This window comes from Tabrizicola thermarum (assembly GCF_003574395.1).
GTDB classification, from domain to species: domain Bacteria; phylum Pseudomonadota; class Alphaproteobacteria; order Rhodobacterales; family Rhodobacteraceae; genus Tabrizicola; species Tabrizicola thermarum.
Window position 1 is genome coordinate 136523 of sequence record NZ_QMJY01000083.1, and the last position, 19080, is coordinate 155602.

18 protein-coding genes are annotated in these 19080 nt (G+C 68.0%); 10 read left to right on the top strand and 8 right to left on the bottom strand.

Features of this window, described 5'->3' with window-relative positions:
- The first annotated feature begins 34 nt into the window (after positions 1 to 34).
- Entirely contained in the window at positions 35 to 1657 is a 1623-nt protein-coding gene (gene cimA, locus D5084_RS16985) for a citramalate synthase (protein WP_128516699.1), read from the top strand.
- The gene (locus D5084_RS16990) at positions 1654 to 2409 is read left to right on the top strand and encodes a phytoene/squalene synthase family protein (protein ID WP_128516700.1); all 756 of its coding nucleotides are present in this window, start codon (positions 1654 to 1656) and stop codon (positions 2407 to 2409) included. Before cimA ends, D5084_RS16990 begins: the two co-directional genes overlap by 4 nt.
- A gap of 1 nt (position 2410) precedes the next feature.
- Here the strand turns inward: D5084_RS16990 and D5084_RS16995 are convergent, their stop codons facing one another.
- Positions 2411 to 3616 carry an MFS transporter gene (locus D5084_RS16995; protein WP_128516701.1) on the bottom strand — a complete coding sequence of 402 codons (1206 nt, stop codon included), beginning with the start codon at positions 3614 to 3616 and terminating at the stop codon, positions 2411 to 2413.
- A gap of 89 nt (positions 3617 to 3705) precedes the next feature.
- On the opposite strand from D5084_RS16995, the gene D5084_RS17000 reads away from it, so the two are divergent.
- The gene (locus tag D5084_RS17000; RefSeq protein WP_128516702.1) at positions 3706 to 4335 is read left to right on the top strand and encodes a DNA-3-methyladenine glycosylase family protein; all 630 of its coding nucleotides are present in this window, start codon (positions 3706 to 3708) and stop codon (positions 4333 to 4335) included.
- On the top strand, positions 4332 to 4991 hold the full coding sequence (locus D5084_RS17005; RefSeq protein ID WP_128516925.1) for an alpha/beta hydrolase: 660 nt from the start codon (positions 4332 to 4334) through the stop codon (positions 4989 to 4991). The genes D5084_RS17000 and D5084_RS17005 overlap by 4 nt, the downstream gene beginning before the upstream one ends.
- 18 nt (positions 4992 to 5009) lie before the next feature.
- Here D5084_RS17005 and D5084_RS17010 read toward each other — a convergent pair whose 3' ends face one another.
- The 3 genes from D5084_RS17010 to D5084_RS18905 form a co-directional block, all read right to left on the bottom strand.
- Entirely contained in the window at positions 5010 to 5984 is a 975-nt protein-coding gene (locus tag D5084_RS17010; protein ID WP_128516703.1) for a glucokinase, read from the bottom strand.
- Between the two features lie 85 nt (positions 5985 to 6069).
- Complete coding sequence (locus D5084_RS17015) at positions 6070 to 7098, bottom strand: LacI family DNA-binding transcriptional regulator (RefSeq protein ID WP_128516704.1); 1029 nt, start codon at positions 7096 to 7098, stop codon at positions 6070 to 6072.
- 86 nt (positions 7099 to 7184) lie between these two features.
- Complete coding sequence (locus tag D5084_RS18905) at positions 7185 to 7310, bottom strand: hypothetical protein (protein WP_262373687.1); 126 nt, start codon at positions 7308 to 7310, stop codon at positions 7185 to 7187.
- Positions 7311 to 7356: 46 nt separating this feature from the next.
- Between D5084_RS18905 and D5084_RS17020 the strand changes: the two genes are divergently transcribed.
- The 3 genes from D5084_RS17020 to D5084_RS17030 all read left to right on the top strand — a co-directional run bounded on the left by D5084_RS17020 (position 7357) and on the right by D5084_RS17030 (position 10195).
- A complete protein-coding gene (locus D5084_RS17020) occupies positions 7357 to 8163 on the top strand; it encodes a GNAT family N-acetyltransferase (protein ID WP_128516705.1) in 807 nt (268 codons plus the stop codon).
- Between the two features lie 42 nt (positions 8164 to 8205).
- The gene (locus tag D5084_RS17025; protein ID WP_128516706.1) at positions 8206 to 9000 is read left to right on the top strand and encodes a phytanoyl-CoA dioxygenase family protein; all 795 of its coding nucleotides are present in this window, start codon (positions 8206 to 8208) and stop codon (positions 8998 to 9000) included.
- A gap of 193 nt (positions 9001 to 9193) precedes the next feature.
- Entirely contained in the window at positions 9194 to 10195 is a 1002-nt protein-coding gene (locus tag D5084_RS17030; protein WP_128516707.1) for a TDT family transporter, read from the top strand.
- Here D5084_RS17030 and D5084_RS17035 read toward each other — a convergent pair.
- Entirely contained in the window at positions 10192 to 10887 is a 696-nt protein-coding gene (locus D5084_RS17035; protein WP_128516708.1) for a type 1 glutamine amidotransferase, read from the bottom strand. The two genes, D5084_RS17030 and D5084_RS17035, sit on opposite strands and share 4 nt — an antisense overlap.
- A 145-nt stretch (positions 10888 to 11032) precedes the next feature.
- Between D5084_RS17035 and guaB the strand changes: the two genes are divergently transcribed.
- The 3 genes from guaB (at position 11033) to D5084_RS17050 (ending at position 15800) form a co-directional block, all read left to right on the top strand.
- A complete protein-coding gene (gene guaB / locus D5084_RS17040; protein ID WP_128516709.1) occupies positions 11033 to 12481 on the top strand; it encodes an IMP dehydrogenase in 1449 nt (482 codons plus the stop codon).
- A complete protein-coding gene (locus D5084_RS17045; protein ID WP_128516710.1) occupies positions 12481 to 13626 on the top strand; it encodes an RsmB/NOP family class I SAM-dependent RNA methyltransferase in 1146 nt (381 codons plus the stop codon). The genes guaB and D5084_RS17045 overlap by 1 nt, the downstream gene beginning before the upstream one ends.
- A 143-nt stretch (positions 13627 to 13769) precedes the next feature.
- Entirely contained in the window at positions 13770 to 15800 is a 2031-nt protein-coding gene (locus D5084_RS17050) for a hybrid sensor histidine kinase/response regulator (protein WP_128516711.1), read from the top strand.
- 99 nt (positions 15801 to 15899) lie between these two features.
- On the opposite strand, the gene D5084_RS17055 is transcribed toward D5084_RS17050, so the two are convergent.
- From D5084_RS17055 to D5084_RS17065, 3 genes are all read right to left on the bottom strand, one after another.
- Positions 15900 to 16475: a retropepsin-like aspartic protease family protein gene (locus D5084_RS17055; protein WP_128516712.1), complete on the bottom strand. Its 576-nt coding sequence runs from the start codon at positions 16473 to 16475 to the stop codon at positions 15900 to 15902.
- A 51-nt stretch (positions 16476 to 16526) separates the two neighbouring features.
- The gene (locus D5084_RS17060; protein WP_128516713.1) at positions 16527 to 17147 is read right to left on the bottom strand and encodes a MarC family protein; all 621 of its coding nucleotides are present in this window, start codon (positions 17145 to 17147) and stop codon (positions 16527 to 16529) included.
- Between the two features lie 83 nt (positions 17148 to 17230).
- Positions 17231 to 19078: an ABC-F family ATP-binding cassette domain-containing protein gene (locus tag D5084_RS17065; protein ID WP_128516714.1), complete on the bottom strand. Its 1848-nt coding sequence runs from the start codon at positions 19076 to 19078 to the stop codon at positions 17231 to 17233.
- Positions 19079 to 19080 lie beyond the last annotated feature (2 nt).

Genomic DNA, 19080 nt, shown 5'->3' on the forward strand with positions numbered 1-19080 from the left:
ATCGGGTCCGGGGCGGGGTCAGGGGACTGCACGAATGACCCGCGAACGCCTTTACCTCTTCGACACCACGCTGCGCGACGGGCAGCAGACGCAGGGTGTGCAGTTTTCCACCGCCGAGAAGGCGCAGATCGCCGGGGCGCTGGATGCTCTGGGCGTCGATTACATCGAGGGCGGCTGGCCGGGTGCCAACCCCACCGACAGCGAGTTCTTCGCAAGCCCCCCGCCGACGCGCGCCACCCTCACCGCCTTCGGCATGACCCGCCGCGTCGGCCGGTCGGCCGAGAACGACGACGTCCTCGCCGCCGTCCTGAACGCGGGCACGCCGGCGGTCTGCCTGGTCGGCAAGACGCATGATTTCCACGTCACCACCGCGCTTGGCGTGACGCTGGAGGAGAACCGCGAGGCCATCGCGGCCTCGATCCGGCATCTGGTCGCGAAAGGGCGCGAGGCGCTGTTCGATGCCGAACACTTCTTCGACGGCTACCGCGCCAACCCCGACTACGCGCTGTCCTGCCTGCGGGCCGCGCTGGACGCGGGTGCCCGCTGGATCGTGCTGTGCGACACCAACGGCGGCACGCTGCCTGCCGAAGTCGGCCGCATCACCGGCGAAGTGATCGCCGCCGGAATCCCGGGCGACAGGCTGGGCATCCATTGCCACGACGACACCGGAAACGCCGTCGCCAATTCGCTGGCCGCGGTCGAGGCCGGGGCGCGGCAGATCCAGGGCACGCTGAACGGGCTGGGAGAACGCTGCGGCAATGCGAACCTGACCACGCTGATCCCGACGCTGCTGCTGAAGGAACCCTATGCCAGCCGCTTCGAGACCGGGGTCACGCAACAGGCTCTGGCGGGCCTGCTGAAGACCAGCCGGATGCTGGACGACATCCTGAACCGCGTGCCGCTGCGGTCGGCGCCTTACGTCGGCGCCTCGGCCTTCGCGCACAAGGCGGGGCTGCATGCGAGTGCCATCCTGAAGGACCCCTCGACCTACGAACACATCGACCCTGCGCTGGTCGGCAACGAACGCATCATCCCGATGTCGAACCAGGCGGGCCTGTCGAACCTGCGCGCGCGGCTGGCGGCGGCGGGGATCGAGATCGATCCGAAGGACCCCCGTCTGGGCCGGATCATCGAGGTCATCAAGGCGCGCGAGGATCAGGGCTATGCCTATGACGGCGCGCAGGCCAGTTTCGAGCTGGTGGCGCGGCGCGAGCTGGGGCTCTGCCCGGAGTTCTTCGAGGTCAAGCGCTATCGGGTCACGGTGGAGCGGCGGAAGAACAGGTATGACCGGATGATCTCGCTTTCCGAGGCGGTGGTGGTGGTCAAGATCGGCGACCGCAAGATGATGTCGGTGTCGGACAGCATGGACGAGGACGGCCACGACCGCGGGCCGGTGAATGCGCTGGCAAAGGCTCTGGCAAAGGACCTCGGGCCCTATCAGGCCTGCATCGACGACATGAAACTGGTCGATTTCAAGGTCCGCATCACCAATGGCGGAACGGAAGCCGTGACGCGCGTCATCATCGACAGCGAGGACGGGCAGGGCCACCGCTGGTCCACCGTGGGCGTCAGCGCCAACATCATCGACGCCAGTTTCGAGGCGCTCTTGGACGCGATCCAGTGGAAGCTGATCCGCGATTTCGGGGCGCCGAAATGAGCGTAGAGGCCTGTGCCGAGCTGGTGCGGCGGGGCGATCCCGACCGTTTTCTGGCGGTGATGGCTGCGCCGCCCCGGGTGCGCGAGCAGCTTTTCCCGCTGTATGCCTTCAACCTGGAAGTTGCGCGCGCGCCCTGGGTCACGGCGGAACCGCTGATCGCCGAGATGCGGCTGCAATGGTGGCGCGACGTGGTGGAGAATGCCCAGTCCGGGGCGGCGCGCGCGCATGAGGTGGCGGGGCCGCTGCACGATCTGATCCGCGACTTCGGCCTGCCGATCGAGGTGCTGGATGCGCTGATCGCGGCGCGGCGCTGGGACATCACCCGCGACCCGCACGACGGGATTGCCGGGCTGTCCGATTACCTCGATGCAACCGGGGCCGGGCTGATGTGGCTGGCCGGTCGCGCGCTTGGGGCGCCGGACGGCGCGGAATATGCGCTGCGGGCCTATGGCTGGGCGGCGGCGGCGGCGGCCTATCTGCAGGCCGTGCCCGAGCTGGAGGCGCGCGGCCGCCAGCCCTTGCCGCCGGGCACGACGGCCCGGGACCTCGCCCGTCTGGCCCTGGACAGACTGGCCACGGCGCGGCAGGCCCGCAGGCTGGTGCCGAAGGACATCGCTCCGGCGCTGCTGGCGGGCTGGCAGGCGGAAAGCCTGTTGCGTCAGATGGTTGCGACGGGACGTTGCGACGTGCGGCTCTCGGAGTTCCAGCGCCGCTGGCGGCTGTTGCGGCAGGCGCTGACCGGGCGCTGGTAGCTCAGGCCCGGCGCGCCTCGGGGCGCAGCCACAGCCAGATCAGCGCCCCGCCCGCCAGCACCAGGAAGGGCAGCATGGCCAGGTTGACCATCTGCCAGCCCGCCTGCACCGACCCGCCCGAACAGTTCATCAGCCCGCCCGACGAGAACGAGGCCAGCGTCACCCCGCCGAAGACGACAAGGTCGTTCAGGCCCTGCAAGCGGCCGCGCTCCTCGGGGCGCTGCGCGGCGGTCAGCATGGTCGTGGCGCCGATGAAGCCGAAGTTCCAGCCGAGGCCCAGAAGGATCAGGGCGATGAAGAAGTTTTCCAGCTGCACGCCGGCCATGGCGACGGCCCCGGCGGCAGCAAGGATGGTCAGGCCAAGCGCGATGATTCTTTCGGTGCCGAAACGGGCGATCAGGTGGCCGGTGAAGAAGCTTGGCGCATACATCGCAAGGACATGGGCGGTGACCACATCCGCCGCATCGCCCTTGTCGAAGCCGCAGCCGACCACCGCCAGCGGCGACGATGTCATCACCAGGTTCATCAGCGCGTAGGAGACCGTGGCGCAGATCATCGCCACCAGGATCGTCGGGTTGCGCAGAAGCTCGGCCCGGGAGCGGCCAAGCGGGCTGCCGGCGACCGGGGGCTTCGGCTTCGGGATGTCAAGCGCAAGGAAGAGGAGCGAGCCGACAAGGTTCAGGCCGATCACCGTAAGGTAGGAGCCGAGGAAGGGCACGGCCATCTCGTCCGCGGTCAGTTTCACCAGTTGCGGGCCGAAGACGGCCGAGAGGAGGCCCCCCGCCATCACCCAGCTGATCGCCTTGGGCCGGAAGGCCTCGGACGCTGTATCTACAGCGGCAAAGCGGTAAAAGCCGTTCGCCGACATGTATATACCCGAGAAGACCGCGCCGATGCAGAAGGTCAGGAAGCTGCCTGTGGACAGGCCCCAGGCGCCGATCGCCGCGCCAAGCGCCCCGCCGCCTGCGCCGAAGAAGAATCCGGCGCGGCGACCGAACCGCTGCATCAGCATCGACAGCGGGGTGGCGGTCAGCATCGAGCCGATGACCATCATCGTGATCGGCAGCGTCGCCCAGCAGGCGTTGGGCGCAAGCGAGGACCCCGCCAGCCCGGCGATGGTGAAGATCATCGGCAGCTGCGCGCCCAGCACGGCCTGGGCGGCGACAAGGACCAGAACGTTGCGGCGGGCGAGGGAGTCGGTGCTCATGCGCCAAGGCGTAGACCTCGGGCAGGGTGGCGGCAAGGTGCGTTTTGCGGGGAGTTGCGGCTGGCGCGTGCGGATGCAAGGCTGCGGGCATGGTGGGACGGATCATCCAGACGCTGGACTGCGTGGCCGAAGGGGCGGATTGGCTGGCCGCGCGCGAGCCGCGCTTTGCCCATGCTCTGACACTGGTGGACCCCTTGCCGCTGCGCCGCGAGCCGGATGGCTTTGCGGCCCTGCTGCGCGCCATTGTGGGTCAGCAGGTCTCGGTCGCCAGTGCCCGGGCGATCTGGGCGCGGCTTGAGGCGATGGGCCTGACCGAGGCCGAGGCGATGGCGGCGGCGTCTGATGAGGAGCTGCGGGCGGCTGGCCTGAGCCGCCAGAAGGCGCGCTATGGGCGGGCCTTGGCGCAGGCTGGCATTGATTTCAATGAGTTGCGCGATGTTCCTGATTCGGACGTGGTGAAGGCGCTGGTCGCGGTGCCGGGGATCGGAGTCTGGACGGCCGAGATCTACGCGATGTTCGCCTTGGGGCGGGCCGATGTCTTTGCGCCGGGCGATCTGGCCTTGCAGGAGGCCACGCGGATGCTGTTCGGGCTGGAGGCGCGGCCCTCGGACAAGGCGCTGCGAGGGATGGCCGAGGCCTGGTCGCCCTGGCGGTCGGTTGCGGCGCGCATTCTTTGGGCCTACTACCGCGTGGCGAAGGAACGGGACGGGGTGATCTGATGCGGGAATTGCGGTTCGGCCGGAAGGGTGTGGCACAGGGCAGGGCGCGGTCGCTGATCGTCTTCCTGCATGGCTATGGCGCCGACGGGGCCGATCTGCTGGGTCTGGCCGATGTGCTGGCCCCGCATCTGAAGGACGCGGCCTTTGTCGCCCCGGACGCGCCGGAACGCTGCATCGGTGGCGGCTTCGGCTATCAGTGGTTTCCGATCCCGTGGCTTGACGGCTCGTCGCAAGCCGCGGCGGAGGCCGGAATGGCAGCCTCGGTCAAGGACTTGAACGCGTTTCTTGATGCACGGCTGGCCGAAGAGGGGCTGACGCCGGACCGGCTGGTGCTGGTCGGCTTCAGCCAGGGCGCGATGATGAGCCTGCATGTCGCCCCGCGCCGGGATCAGGCGGTGGCCGGGGTGGTGGCGATCTCGGGCAGGCTGCTGCGACCCGAGGCGCTGGCGGAAGAGGCGCGAGTCAAGCCGCCGGTGCTGTTGATCCATGGCGACCAGGATCCGGTGGTGCCATTCGACGACATGGCCCGGGCGGGCGATGCGCTGGTGGCGGCGGGGTTCCAGACCTATGGCCATGTGATGCAGGGCACCGGCCACGGCATCGCCCCCGATGGCCTGGGCGCGGCGTTGCAATTCATCAGGCAGGTTCTGGGATAGGCCTTTCAGGCAAAAGTCTTACGCGGCATTGTGCAGATAGGCCGCACAGCCGGTCAGGGCGGCGTAGTCGTCCTCGACCACGGTGACCGCGAAATCCTTGAGCAGAAGATCGACTCGCCGCGCCTCGCGGAACGAGGTTTGCAGGCCGAAGCCATCGAAATAGGGCGTCATCGCGCGGGACATGCCGCCGATCAGGAAGATGCCGCCATAGGGCAGGTGGATCAGCGCGAGATCACCCAGCATCTGACCGAGGATGTGTATATACAGGCGCGCGGCATGGGCGGCGATGGGGTCGCCCGCCTCAAGCGCGGTCAGGACCTGGGCCGAGGTCATCTTTGAGGGATGGCCCGCGGCCTGGGCGGCAAAGGCGTGCAGGTTCGCCAGCCCGCGGCCGGCAAGCACTTCCTCGACCCCGGCATGGGGGACTTCGCCCTCGGCCCGAAGCCGCGCCTGCACGAAACGGGCAAGCTGGACGTCCTCTTCGGTTCGCACCGGCATGTTCACATGGCCACATTCCGAGGGCGGCACGACCCGGCCCTGCGGCCCGGGATGCACGGGGGCGGCGTTGACCCCGGTGCCAAGGCCCACAACCAGCATGGACCCACCCGCCTTGACCGGCCCCTCGATGACCCTGCGCAGGTTGGCGGCCGGGATATGGCCAAGCGCATGTCCCTGCGCCTGAAGATCGTTCAGGATCGCCACCTTGCACGCGCCGGTCGCGGCTGTCAGCTTTCCGGCATCCATCACCCAGTCGAGATTGGTCATCGTGGCGACCCCGTCCTGCACCGGCCCGGCAGCGGCCACGCAGACCCCCGAAACGCTGGCCCCCGTTGCATCCAGATAATCGCGCAGCACATGGGCGATGTCCTGGCCGCGGGCCCGATACTCGGCGTTCGGATAGCGGCGGATCGAGTCGTGCCGGACGCTGGCGCCGTCGGCCAGCGCAACGCGCGTGTTGGTGCCACCGATATCGGCAAGGATCGCGAGGGTCATCGGGCAGGTCCGTCGTTCAAGAGGCTGCTGCGTGATAGGGCGAAAGCGCCGGGCGCGCCAGAGGGTTCAAAGCGGTTCGGGCCGGTCAGCGCTGCGGAGCCGGTCCGGTGGACATGCCCTCGACCAGCTCGGCCTCGAGCAGGCGCTGGACCTCGCCCGCAGCGGGATTGGCGATCCGTGCCAGCAGCATTTCGGCCACAAGCCGCCCGGCCTCGCGCACCGAAGAGCGCATTGCGGTGAAGATCGGCCGGTCCTCGCCGTTCTTCATGTAGCTGAGGTCGTCGTCGAAGATGATGACCGACACGTCGCGGCCAAGTTTCAGGCCCGCCCCTTCGACCGCGCGGCGGACGCCCATGCCCGAGAGCATCGAAGCGGCAACGAAAGCGGTGGGCGGATCGGGAAGGTCGAGCATGGTATGGGCGGCGCGGAAGCCGGCGACCTCGGTCATCTCGTCCGAGGCCATGAGCGCGGGATCCGGCGCGATCTGCCGCGCAGCCAGCGCGTCCACATAGCCCCGGCGGCGGCGGATCGCGAAATCCATGAACTCCAGCCCGTTGACCAGCGCGATGCGCCGGTGGCCGAGGTCCAGCAGATGTTCGGTCGCGCGCTGGAAGGCGCGGCGGTTGTTCACGTCCAGCCAGGAATAGTCCTCCGTCGCCCCGGTGGCGCGGCCATGGACCACGAAGGGCAGGCCGACCTCGCGCAAGAGGGGAATGCGGGGGTCGTTCTCGCGCGGGCCGTGGACGATGACGCCGTCGACATTGCCCTTCACCTTCATCGCACGGTAGGTCTGCGCTTCCTCTTCGTCGGGGACGACCGACAGGACCATGTCATAGTCGTTGCGGCTGTAGGTTTCGCCCGCACCGGCGATGAAATCGGCAAAGACCGGGTTCACGATCTCATGCCGGTTGGCGATGGCGATCACATGGCCCACCGCCATGGCCCGGCCTGTCGCCAGCCGGATCGCACGGGTGTTCGGGTGATAGTTGTGCTCTTTCGCCGCCGCGATGACACGTTCGCGCGTCGCCTCGTTCACCTCGGGATAGCCGTTCAGCGCACGGGACACCGTGGTCGGCGACAGGCCGAGCCTCTGGGCAAGATCCTTCAGGTTCATCGGGCGGGGCACTCAATGCGGTTTGGATGCTGGGACCATAGCCACAGCCTGCCGATGCGTCAAAGCCTAAGGCGCCGGAGCTGGGGCTAGATCCGCGTCAGCGCCAGAATGCCCAGCCAGAACAGGCTGAGCCCGCCGCTGAGCACCACGGGAACCCAGAGTGTCATCCGGGGTGTGGGGGCAGGGGAACGTTTGAGCGAGACCCGTTTCATGGCTCCAGTTAACCGCGTGTAAGCTTTCTGTTCGGTTAATGGCGGCATGACGAACTGCGACGGATTCGAGGGATTCCTGCCGTTCCAGCAAAGCCTGCCCTATGCGGTGGCGGCCGGGGCGAATGGCGCGCGGGCGGCATGGGTCGATCTGGACGGGGGCCGGGCGCTGGCGATCGAACGCGGGCGGCTGCGGCTGGTGTCGCGCGGGCCGGTCTTTGGCAGAGACCTCTCGCCGAACGACCAGCGCCGCGCCATGCGGCAACTGGCGCATTGGCCGGGAGTGACGATTGCCACGCCCGAGGTGCCTGTGACAGGCTTCGGCCTGATACCGCTGGTCACGCCGATGCATCACGCGATCTGGCGGCTGGGGCCTGATCTGCGCGCCGGACTGGCCGGGAAATGGCGCAACAGGCTGATGGCGGCGCTGCGGGCGGGCGTGGATGTCACAATGGGCACGCCCGCCACACTGGAGAAGCTCATCGGCGAGGAAGCGGTGCAGCGCCGCAGGCGCGGCTATCGCTGTCTGCCTCCCGGTTTTACGCGGGCGCTGCCCGCTGAGGCGCTGCGGCTGTGGGAGTGGCGGCATGACGGGGAAATCAGGGCCGCGATGGCCTTTGTCCGGCATGGCGGCTCGGCCACATACCACCTCGGCTGGGCCTCCGAGGCCGCGCGGCAACAGGGTGTGCATTCGGTGATGCTGATGACGGCGGCGGGCGCCTTGCAGGCGGAAGGGGTGCAGTGGCTGGACCTTGGGTCTGTAGATACAGACCGCGCGCCGGGCCTTGCGCGGTTCAAGCTGGGAACGGGGGCGGCGCTGCACCGGTTGGGGGCGACCTGCCTGGTCTTGCCCTAGACGGTCGTGCGGGGCAGGGTGGCGGCAAAGGGGAGATGCCGCATGGTCACGGTGACAGAGGACATGGTCGAGGCCTATCAGCGCGACGGGGTCGTGCTGATCCGCGGGCTCTGGGCCGACTGGGTCGAGATGCTGCGCGCCGGGATCGCGCGGAACATGGCCAACCCGACGCACCAGATGGCGACGCTGAAACCCGGAGAGCCGGGGTATTTCTTCGACGACTATTGCAACTGGCAGAAGGTGCCCGAATTCGCGGCGGTGATCCGGCAGTCGCCGGCAGCCGAGGTTGCGGCGCAGCTGATGCGGTCGGACACGGTGCAACTGTTCCACGACCATGTCCTGGTCAAGGAGCCCGGCACCACCAAGCCCACCCCCTGGCACACCGACGGCCCCTATTACTTTGTCGAAGGCCGCCAGACCGTCAGCTTCTGGTCGCCGCTGGACCCGGTCAGGGAGGCCTCGCTGCGCTGTGTCGCGGGCAGCCACCTCTGGCCCAGGGACGTGCTGCCGACGCGCTGGATGTCCGAGACCAACTTCTATCCCGGCGACGACGACTACATGCCCGTGCCCGACCCCGAGGCCGAGGGGATGCGCATCCTGGAATGGGAGATGGAGCCCGGCGACGCGGTGGCCTTCCACTTCCGCACCCTGCATGGCGCGCGGGGGAACACGACGGCGAACCGGCGGCGGGCCTTCTCGCTGCGGCTTGTCGGCGACGATGCGCGGTATGTGGAACGGCCGGGACCGACTTCGCCGCCCTTTCCCGGACATGGGATGCGGGCCGGGCAGCGGCTGCGGCCCGACTGGTTCCCGAAGATATGGCCGATCGGGACGTGAATGAAAGGCGTCAGGCCATTGATCCAGAAATGCTTTCTGATCTGTAGATACATCTATGGATACATGCCGTCATCGCACGTTGTATATACCAGGCGCCGCGCGCCACGGTCTGTCGAAGCGGTCCCGTGCGACATCGGGGCGGGTCGACAATCGAGCCGGGCTCCTGTCAGCTTCGCGCAGAGGGAGACTTTCAATGGCTGAACACCCGGTCCGGCACCGCCCGAAACTGTATCCGCCGCCCGAATTTCCACCGCGCAAGGTCGCGCTGTTCGCCAGGACCCCGCCCGCGGTATTTCCGGTGATTCTGGGCCTTCTGGGGTTGGCCACGGCGCTGCGGATGGCGGCGGCGCAGTGGGGCACGGGGCAAGAGATCGCCGACCTCGCAGCGGGACTTGCCGTGCCGGTCTGGGCCTTTGCGGTCCTTGCCTACAGCGTCAAGATCGTGCGACGGATCAGTGTGATAGCGGATGATCTTAAAGTCATGCCCGCGCGCGCCGGTCTGGCGGCGGCGACCATGGGGGGCATGGTTGCCGCCGGGCATCTTGGGGTCTTTGTGCCCAAGCTCGCGGTCCCGCTGCTGTTGCTGATGATCGCGCTGCACGCAGCGCTGGCCGTTCTGACAGTGCGGGTCCTCCTCGGGCTTCCGGCCGAGGCGCGACAGATCAATCCGGGTTGGCACATGACCTTTGTGGGCTTCATCGTCGCGGCTCCTCCGGCGGCGATGCTGGGCCTGGACGAACTGGCGCGCGGCCTGCTCTTTCTGACGCTTCCGGTTGCGCTGGCGATCTGGGGTATCAGCCTTGCGCAACTGGCGCGACGGGTGCCGCCCGCCCCCCTGCGCCCGATGCTGGCGATCCATCTGGCCCCGGCAAGCCTGTTCGCCTCCACCGCGGCCCTGACCGGACTGCCCTTGCTTTCTGCAGGCTTCGGGCTTCTGGCGCTGGCGATCCTTCTGGCCCTGCTGGCCTCGTTGCGCTGGATCACGGAATCCGGGTTTTCGCCGCTTTTGGGGGCCTTCACCTTTCCGATGGCCGCCGCCGCGACAGCGCTGATGCAACAGGTCGGGGCGCTCGCCTGGGTGGGGCAGGGGCTTCTGCTGCTGGCGCTGGGGGTGATCCCCTGGATCGCCTGGCAGGTGCTGAGCCTGTGGCCGGGCGGGCGGCTGGCCGCCAGAACCAACGCCGCCGAGGCCTAGATCAATCCGACCCAGGCGCGGGCGAGGGCGAGGCCATGCGCATCGGCCTCGATGCCACGGGTTGCGGCAAGCTCGGGGTGGCTCGCGGTCCAGCCGGGCAGCATCCGGTCGATCACCTCGGGGAAGGACGCGATCCAATCGCGCACGACGGATCGGCTGGCCTCGAAATGGAACTGCGTGCCATAGGTCGCGCGGCCGATGCGGAAGGCCTGATGGCGCGCGGTGGGGCTTTGGGCAAGGTGGACTGCGCCCTCGGGCAGGGTGAAGGTGTCCGAGTGCCACTGGAAGATCGGGAACGTTTCCGGCACCTGCGACAGGACCGGATCGGCGCGGCCCGCCTCTGTCAGGCTGACATCGACCCAGCCGAATTCGGGCGCGGTTCCCAGCTGGTTCTCGGCCCCGAAGGCCCGGGCCAGAAGCTGGCTGCCGAGGCAGATGCCCAGAACCGGGCGGTCCATCGCAGTATAATCCGCCATCAGGCGGGCGAGGTCGGGCAGGTAGGGATGGGTGTGATCGTCGCGCGCGGATTGCTCGCCGCCGAAGACGATCAGCGCATCGGCATCGACGCTGCGGGGCAGGGGTTGGCCGGACCAGGGCTTGTAAAGGTCGATCAGCGCCGCCTGTTCATGCAGCGCAACGCCGACCTGACCGTGGTGGGTGATCCGGGTGTTCTCGACAATGGCGACGCGCATCTGGTGTCCTTCGGCTTTGCCGCAAATCTGCATGTGTGTCGGGCGGGGGCAAGGGGCGATCCGGGGGCGGATTGGCTCTTGCAAAGCCTGCGGCCCCGTGAAAAGGGGAACCGCCAAACGACGCCAACTCCCGGAGGGTTCGCCTATGGAGATTCGTGAGGCTCTCACCTTTGACGACGTGCTTCTGGTGCCCGCGGCATCCAGCGTCCTGCCCTCGGATGCGGATACCTCGACCTTCGTCACCAAGGCGATCCGGATGAACATCCCGCTTCTGTCCTCGGCGATGGATACGGTGACCGAGGGCCGGATGGCGATTGCCATGGCGCAGGCGGGCGGGATCGGGGTGATCCACCGCAACCTCGACCCCGAGGCGCAGGCGCGCGAGGTGCGCCGGGTGAAGCGGTTCGAAAGCGGGGTGGTCTATCAGCCGATCACCCTCACGCCCGACCAGACGCTGGCCGATGCCAAGGTGCTGATGGAGCGCTATTCGATCACCGGCTTTCCGGTGGTGGACGAGGCGGGCCGGGTGCTGGGCATCGTGACCAACCGCGACATGCGCTTTGCCTCCGACGACAGGACGCCGGTGCGGGTGATGATGACCAGCGAGAACCTGGCGATCCTGCGCGAGCCGGTGGACCGGGCCGAGGCGATTTCCCTGATGAAGGCGCGGCGGATCGAGAAGCTTCTGGTCACGGACGGGCAGGGCAAGCTGACCGGACTTCTGACCCTGAAGGACACCGAGAAGTCGGTGCTGAACCCCAACGCCTGCAAGGACGAGATGGGGCGGCTGCGGGTGGCGGCGGCCTCGACCGTGGGCGATGCGGGGTTCGAACGCAGCCAGGCGCTGATCGACGCGGGCGTGGACCTGGTGGTGATCGACACGGCGCATGGGCACAGCGAGGGCGTGGCGAAGGCTGTGGAGCGGATCAAGCGGTTGTCGAACACGGTGCAGGTCGTGGCCGGGAACGTGGCCACGGCCGAGGCGACGCGGGCGCTGATCGGCGCGGGGGCGGATGCGGTGAAGGTGGGGATCGGGCCGGGGTCGATCTGCACCACGCGGATCGTCGCGGGCGTGGGCGTGCCGCAGCTGACGGCGATCATGGATGCGGCCCGGGCGGCCGGGGACATCCCGGTGATCGCGGACGGCGGCATCAAGTATTCCGGCGATTTCGCCAAGGCGATCGCGGCGGGGGCCTCTTGCGCCATGGTCGGGTCGGCGATTGCCGGGACGGACGAAAGCCCCGGCGAGGTCATCCTGTGGAACGGGCGGTCGTTCAAGGCCTATCGCGGGATGGGCAGCCTTGGCGCGATGGCGCGGGGCTCGGCGGACCGCTATTTCCAGAAGGATGCGGCCAGCGACAAGCTGGTGCCCGAGGGGATCGAGGGGCAGGTGCCCTACAAGGGCTCGGCCGCGGCGGTGATCCACCAGATGGTCGGCGGCCTGCGGGCGGCGATGGGCTATACCGGCTGCGCGACGGTGGCCGAGATGCGGACGAAGTGCCAGTTCGTGCGGATCACCGGGGCGGGGCTGAAGGAATCCCATGTCCATGACGTGCAGATCACCCGCGAAAGCCCGAATTACCGGGTGATGTAGTGACCCCCGGCGCGCGCGCTGCGGCCGCCATCGCCGTGCTGGACCGCGTCCTTGCGGGAGAGCCCGCCGAGAAGGCGCTGACCAACTGGGGCCGGTCGAACCGCTATGCCGGGTCGGGCGACCGGGCGGCGGTGCGGGACCTGGTGTTCCAGGCCCTGCGCCAGCGCCGGTCGGCGGCGGCCTTGGGCGGCGGACTGACCGGGCGCGGGCTGATCCTGGGGCTGGCGCGCGCCACGGGGCAAGCGACGCTTTTCAACGGCGAGGGCCACGCGCCACCGCCTCCCGGTCCCGCAGAGACCGGCCGTCCCCCCGACGCGGACGAGGCGCTGGACCTGCCGTCCTGGCTGCTCCCCCAGCTGCGCGACAGCCTTGGCCCCGATCTGGAAGCGGTGGCGCAGGCGCTTCGGCAGCGCGCGCCGGTCTTCCTGCGGGTCAACCTGCGCAAGGCCAATCTCGCCTCTGCCCGGGCGGCGCTGGCGGCGGAAGGCATCGTGACAAGGCCGCATCCCCTCGCCGCGACGGCGCTGGAGGTGGTGGAGAACGCCCGCAAGGTGCAGACATCGGCCGCCTACCGCGACGGGTTGGTGGAGTTGCAGGATGCCTCCTCGCAGGCCGTGGTCGAGGCGCTGCCGCTGGCGGACGGGATGACGGTGCTGGACCATTGCGCGGGCGGGGGCGGCAAGACCCTGGCGATGGCCGCGCGGGCAAGGCTGCGCCTGCTTGCCCACGATGCCGCCCCGCGCCGGATGGCCGACCTGCCCGACCGCGCCCGTCGGGCCGGGGTGCGGATCACCCTGACCGACCGGCCCGAAACGACCGGGCCCTATGACCTGATCCTGGTCGATGCGCCCTGTTCGGGGTCGGGCAGCTGGCGCCGCGACCCCGAGGGCAAGTGGCGCCTGACGCCGGACCTGCTTGACAGCCTTCGCAAGACGCAAGGCCGGATCCTCGACCGCGTGGCCCCCCTGCTGCGCAGCAAGGGCGCGCTGGCCTATGTCACCTGCTCGCTTCTGCGGGCCGAGAACCAGGATCAGGTCCGCGCCTTCCTGGATCGCCATCCCGGCTTCCGGCTGGAGCGCGAGCAGACCTTCACACCGTTGCAGGGCGGTGACGGATTCCATCTTTCGCTTCTTCGTGGAAACTGAATTTCCACCTGCAACCTAGACGTGTCCATTGTCTCGGTTAATGATCCCTTAACCGCTTGCAGACATGCTGCGCGGCATCCCGGTCGCGGGCAGGCAGATTTGAGGCAGGTAAGGCTTTGTCGTTGTTGGCTGTGTCTCCGCAGATGCAGAAAGGGTCCCTCCTTGCCCTGGCGGGTTTCGGACTGGCGCTGATCCTTCTGGGTGCCGCCCTCTGGCGCGAGGGCGGGCCCTACGCCGCCTTCGTGGGGCTTGCCCTTCTGGCGCTGACGCTTGCCCTGATCGCCTGGAACAGGATCAGCCTGCGCAGGGCCGAACGCGACAGTCATCTGGCCTTTCACCTGATGGCCGACGATCCGGTGCCCTGCTTTCTGACCGACAGGGCCGGGCAGATGATCCTGCGCAACCAGGCAGCCGAGACGCGCTTCGGGGCCGATGCCCATTCGCTTCAGGCCGCACTGGGCAAGACCGCCCTCAACCCGGGTGAACTCTTGCAGCGTCTGCAACGCCGGGCCGAGGCCGAAGGCGCGGCGCGTGAGGATCTTCCCGGTCACGGTTCGGCCCTGCGGCTGTCGGTCCATCGGGCCGATGCCGAGCATTACTACTGGCGGGCCGAGGATCTGCCGCTGGCCTCCGATCTGCCGCTGCCCGCACCGGGTGAGCGCGCGCCGGTGGTGACCGTCGGCGCCGATCTGGAGGACGTGCCGGTCGCGATCATGACCTTTGGCCCGGATGGGGCGATGCGGTCGGCGAACCTGGCCGCGCGCGAGCTGATGTGGAACGGCGATGCGCGGGCCGCGATGTTCCACGACCTGTTCGAGGGCCTGGGGCGGCCGGTGTCGGAATGGCTGGCCGATGTCACCGCGGGGCGGCATCCGGGCGGGTCGGAAGTCCTCCGCCAGAGGGGCGAGCCCGAGCGTTTTCTTCAGATCACGCTTCGCCGCTATGTCGAAAACGGCCGGCTCGGCGCGCTGGCGATCCTGAACGACGCGACCCGTCTGAAGACGCTGGAGGCGCAGTTCGTCCAAAGCCAGAAGATGCAGGCGATCGGTCAGCTGGCGGGCGGCATCGCGCATGACTTCAACAATCTTCTGACTGCAATTTCAGGCCATTGCGACCTGTTGTTGATGCGCCACGGCCGCGAGGACATCGACTTTGCGGATCTGGAGCAGATCCGGCAGAACGCCAACCGCGCGGCCTCTCTGGTGGGCCAGCTTCTGGCCTTTTCGCGCAAGCAGACCCTGAACCCGGAAGTGCTGGATCTTGAGGATCTGCTGGCCGATCTGATCCACCTTCTGAACCGCCTGATGGTGGAAAAGGTCGATCTGTCGCTGGCGCATCTGGGGCGCGAGGGCAACCGTCCCCTGGGTCGCATTCGCGCCGACAAGCGGCAGATCGAACAGGTGCTCATCAACCTCGTGGTCAATGCGCGCGACGCAATGCCCGATGGCGGCGACGTGCGGATCGAGACCGAGCCGGTAACGCTGGCCGAAGACCTCAAGCGCGACCGGGCCACAGTGCCCGCCGGGGATTACACCGTGATCCGCGTGGTGGACCATGGCATCGGCATTCCCGAACACCAGCTGCGCCAGATCTTCGAGCCCTTCTTCACCACCAAGCGCATCGGCGAAGGCACCGGGCTGGGCCTGTCGATGGCCTATGGCATCATGAAACAGTCGGGCGGCTTCATCTTCGTCGATTCCGTACTGGGGCAGGGGACCACGTTCTCCTTGTATTTCCCGGTATACGAAGGTGATGCCGACGGCTCTCTGCCCAGCGAGCCCAAGCGCGTGGCCGCGCGCAAGGGCGAGGGCGTGGTGCTTCTGGTCGAGGATGAAGCCTCGGTCCGTGCCTTTGCCAGCCGTGCGCTGACCCTGCGTGGCTATACGGTGCTGGAGGCGGCGAGTGCGGAAGAGGCACTGGCAAAGCTGGAAGACAAGAACTTGCACATCGACCTGTTCGTCACCGATGTGGTGATGCCGGGCATGGACGGCCCGGCCTGGGTGCGCCGGGCGCATCTCGACCGGCCGGGGGTGAAGGTGGTCTTCATGTCAGGCTATGCCGACGACGGCCTGGCCGAGGATCAGGCGCGGGTGCCGAACTCGGTCTTCCTGCCGAAACCTTTCTCGCTCAGCGATCTGACCAACACCGTGCAGGGACTGCTGAGCTCGACTTGAGGCCGAGCGGGCGAACCTTTCGAAAACGTTAACATCCACGACCAAGGCATTGAAAACATTGGTCGGGAAAATCTGCCCACGCGTGGGCAGACCCGGCATCTACTGCCTCAGGATCAGCTTTCCACCGGCGAATTCCATGCGGAACTGCCCCAGATAATCCATCCCCAGCAGCGACTGGTCCAGCGCCCCCTCGGTCACGAAGGCCTGAAAGCGGTCATTCGTGAACGGGCCCAGTTCGACCCGATCCAGCGTGACCCGCGCGGTCCGCACGACCCCGTTCGCAGTGTTCGCCTCTCCCAGAAAGCGCAGGGTCTGAAGGTCGATCCCCAGCGCCTCGGCATCGCGTCCCGCCAGCACCATGCCCGAAGCCCCGGTGTCGACCATGAACGGGACGGGCCTGCCGTCGATCTTCAGCGTCAGATAGTAATGCCCGTCCTGCGCGCGCGGAACCTCGACCACGCCGTCCGCGACGACCTCCTGCATCGGCATCACATCGCGGCGGATGTCGCTCCACAGCCCGTAACCGGCCATGATGCCGATGACGATCAGCCCCCAGGCCAGGGCCATCCGCAGCGCCTGGCCGATCCGTTCCCGGAACTCGACCATCACCCAGCCGCCCAACGCGACCAGGATAAGCGCCAGATAGCCCGCGCGGGCCAGTGTGTCTCCGTCCATCCGCACCTCCGGTTCCGGCAGATATGGGGGCAGGGGGGCGGCTTGGGAAGGTCAGCCGATCAGGCCGGTGCCCTTGACCCCGTCGATCACGAACTGGACCGACAGCGCAGCCAGAAGCATCCCCAGCAGCCGGGTGATGACGATGGTCCCGGTCCGGCCCAGCATCCGCTCCAAGGGCGGCGAGGCGAGGAGGAAGGCATAGGTCACGGCGATCATCACGACCATCAGCCCGAGCACCCAGAGCGTCCCCGCCCAGCCCGGTCCCGCCTGTCCGACCAGCAGGATGACCGAGGCGATCGCCCCCGGCCCGGCGATCAGCGGGGTGGCGAGAGGGAAGACCGAGGGGTCGTGGTCGGGTTCGGCCAGTTGCCCCTCGCGCCGCTGGGTGCGGCGTTCGAAGAGCATGTCGAGCGCGGTCAGGAACAGAAGGATCCCGCCCGCGATGCGGAAGGCGGGCATCGAGATGCCGATGAAGGTCAGGATCGCCTCGCCGGCGAGCCCGAACAGCAGAAGCAGGCAGGCCGCAATGATGCAGGCCCGCCGCGCCATCGCCCGGCGTCTTTCCGGCCCCATGCCGCGGGTGAGCGCGATGAACAGCGGCACCAGACCCGGCGGGTCGATCACGACGAACAGCGTGGCAAAGGCGGTGATGAGGAAGGCGGTTTCGGGCATAGCGGGTCCTTTTCCGCAAGGCTAGCCCGGCTGTTCCGGGTTTGGGAAGCGGAACCTGCGCGATCGCAGAGCCGGTCCGAAAGTCAGGCCACAGCCTCGAGTCTCTCTTGCGCCTCCAGCCACAGCGCCTCGGCCCTGTCCAGCGCCTGCATCACCTCGGCATACTTGGCGTTCCAAGTGGCGAGTTCGCCCTTGCGGGCATCCTCGTAGAGGTCCGGGTCGGCCAGTTTTCTGGCCAGCTTGTCCCGCATGTCGTTCAGCTTGGCCAGCCGCTCCTCGCATCTGCGGACCTCGGCCTTCAGGGCGCTGATCTCGTCCCGGCTGGCTTTCTTCGGTTTCACAACGGGTTGCGCGGGGGCTTTCACCTCGTCGTCCCCGGCCAGAAGCTGGCGGCGATAGGCTTCCAGGTCCTCGGTGTAGGGGGTCACCGCGCCGCCCTTGACCAGCCACAGACGGTCGGCCACCAGACCCAGAAGATGCATGTCGTGGGAAACGAGGATCACCGCGCCGGGATACTCGGTCAGCGCCTCGACCAGCGCCTCGCGGCTTTCGATGTCGAGGTGGTTCGTCGGTTCGTCGAGGATCAGGAGGTGCGGCGCGTCGATGGTGGCGAGCAGGAGCGAGAGCCGCGCCTTCTGGCCACCCGACAGGCGGGCGACGACCGTGTCGGCCTGATCGGCCATCAGCCCGAAGCCCGCGAGCCGCGCGCGCAGTTTCGGCTGCGCTTCTGCCGGACGCAGGCGCATGACGTGCTGGAGCGGCGTTTCGTCAAGGTGCAGCTCATCCACCTGGTGCTGGGCGAAATAGCCGATCCGCAGCTTGGAGGAGCGCGCCAGCTTGCCCTCGGACGGTTGAAGTTTTCCCGCCAATAGTTTGGCAAGCGTGGATTTTCCTTCGCCGTTCCGGCCCAGAAGCGCGATCCGGTCGTCCTGGTCGATGCGCAGGTTCAGCCGTTTCAACACCGGCGGGCCGCCATAGCCCACCGCCGCGCCGTCGAGGTTGATGATCGGCGGGGCGAGTACCTCGGGCTTGGGGAAGGTGAAGACGACCTTCTTTGCGTCCTCTGGCGCGGTGATCGGGGTCAGCTTTTCCAGCATCTTCACGCGGGACTGCGCCTGCACAGCCTTGGACGCCTTGGCCTTGAAACGGTCGACGAAGCTTTGCAGATGCGCCCGCCGCGCCTCGACCTTCTTCGCCTCGGCTTGCAGGACCGCGCGGCGTTCGGCCATCTGGCGGGCGAACTGGTCGTAGCCGCCTTGCCAATAGGTGAGCTTGCGGTTGTCGAGATGCAGGATGCCCTGGACCGCGCGGTTCAGAAGGCCGCGGTCGTGGCTGATGATGAGGACGGTGTGGGGGTATTTCTGCAGGTAGCTTTCCAGCCAGAGCGCGCCCTCAAGGTCGAGGTAGTTGGTCGGCTCGTCCAGCAGGAGGTAGTCGGGCTGGGCAAAGAGGACACCCGCCAGCGCCACCCGCATCCGCCAGCCACCCGAAAAGGCCGAGCAGGGCATGAGTTGTTGTTCAGCGTCAAAGCCCAGGCCCTTGAGAATGCTGGCCGCGCGGCCTTCGGCCGACCAGGCGTCGATGTCGGCAAGGCGGGCCTGGATCTCGGCGATCCGGTGGGGATCCCGGGCGGTTTCCGCCTCGGCCATCAGGGCCGCGCGTTCGGTGTCGGCGGCAAGGACCGTGTCGAGAAGCGAGGTGTCCGAGGACGGCACCTCTTGCGCCACGCCACCGATCCGGGCGCGCTGGGGCAGGGTGATCGAGCCGCCCTCCAGCGCCAGCTCCCCGCGGATCAGCCGGAAGAGCGTGGTTTTCCCCGCGCCGTTGCGGCCCACGAGGCCCACCTTGTGCCCGGTGGGAATCGTCGCGGAGGCGCCCTCGAACAGGGGACGGCCTTCGACGTTGTATGTGATGTCCTCGATCTTCAGCATGG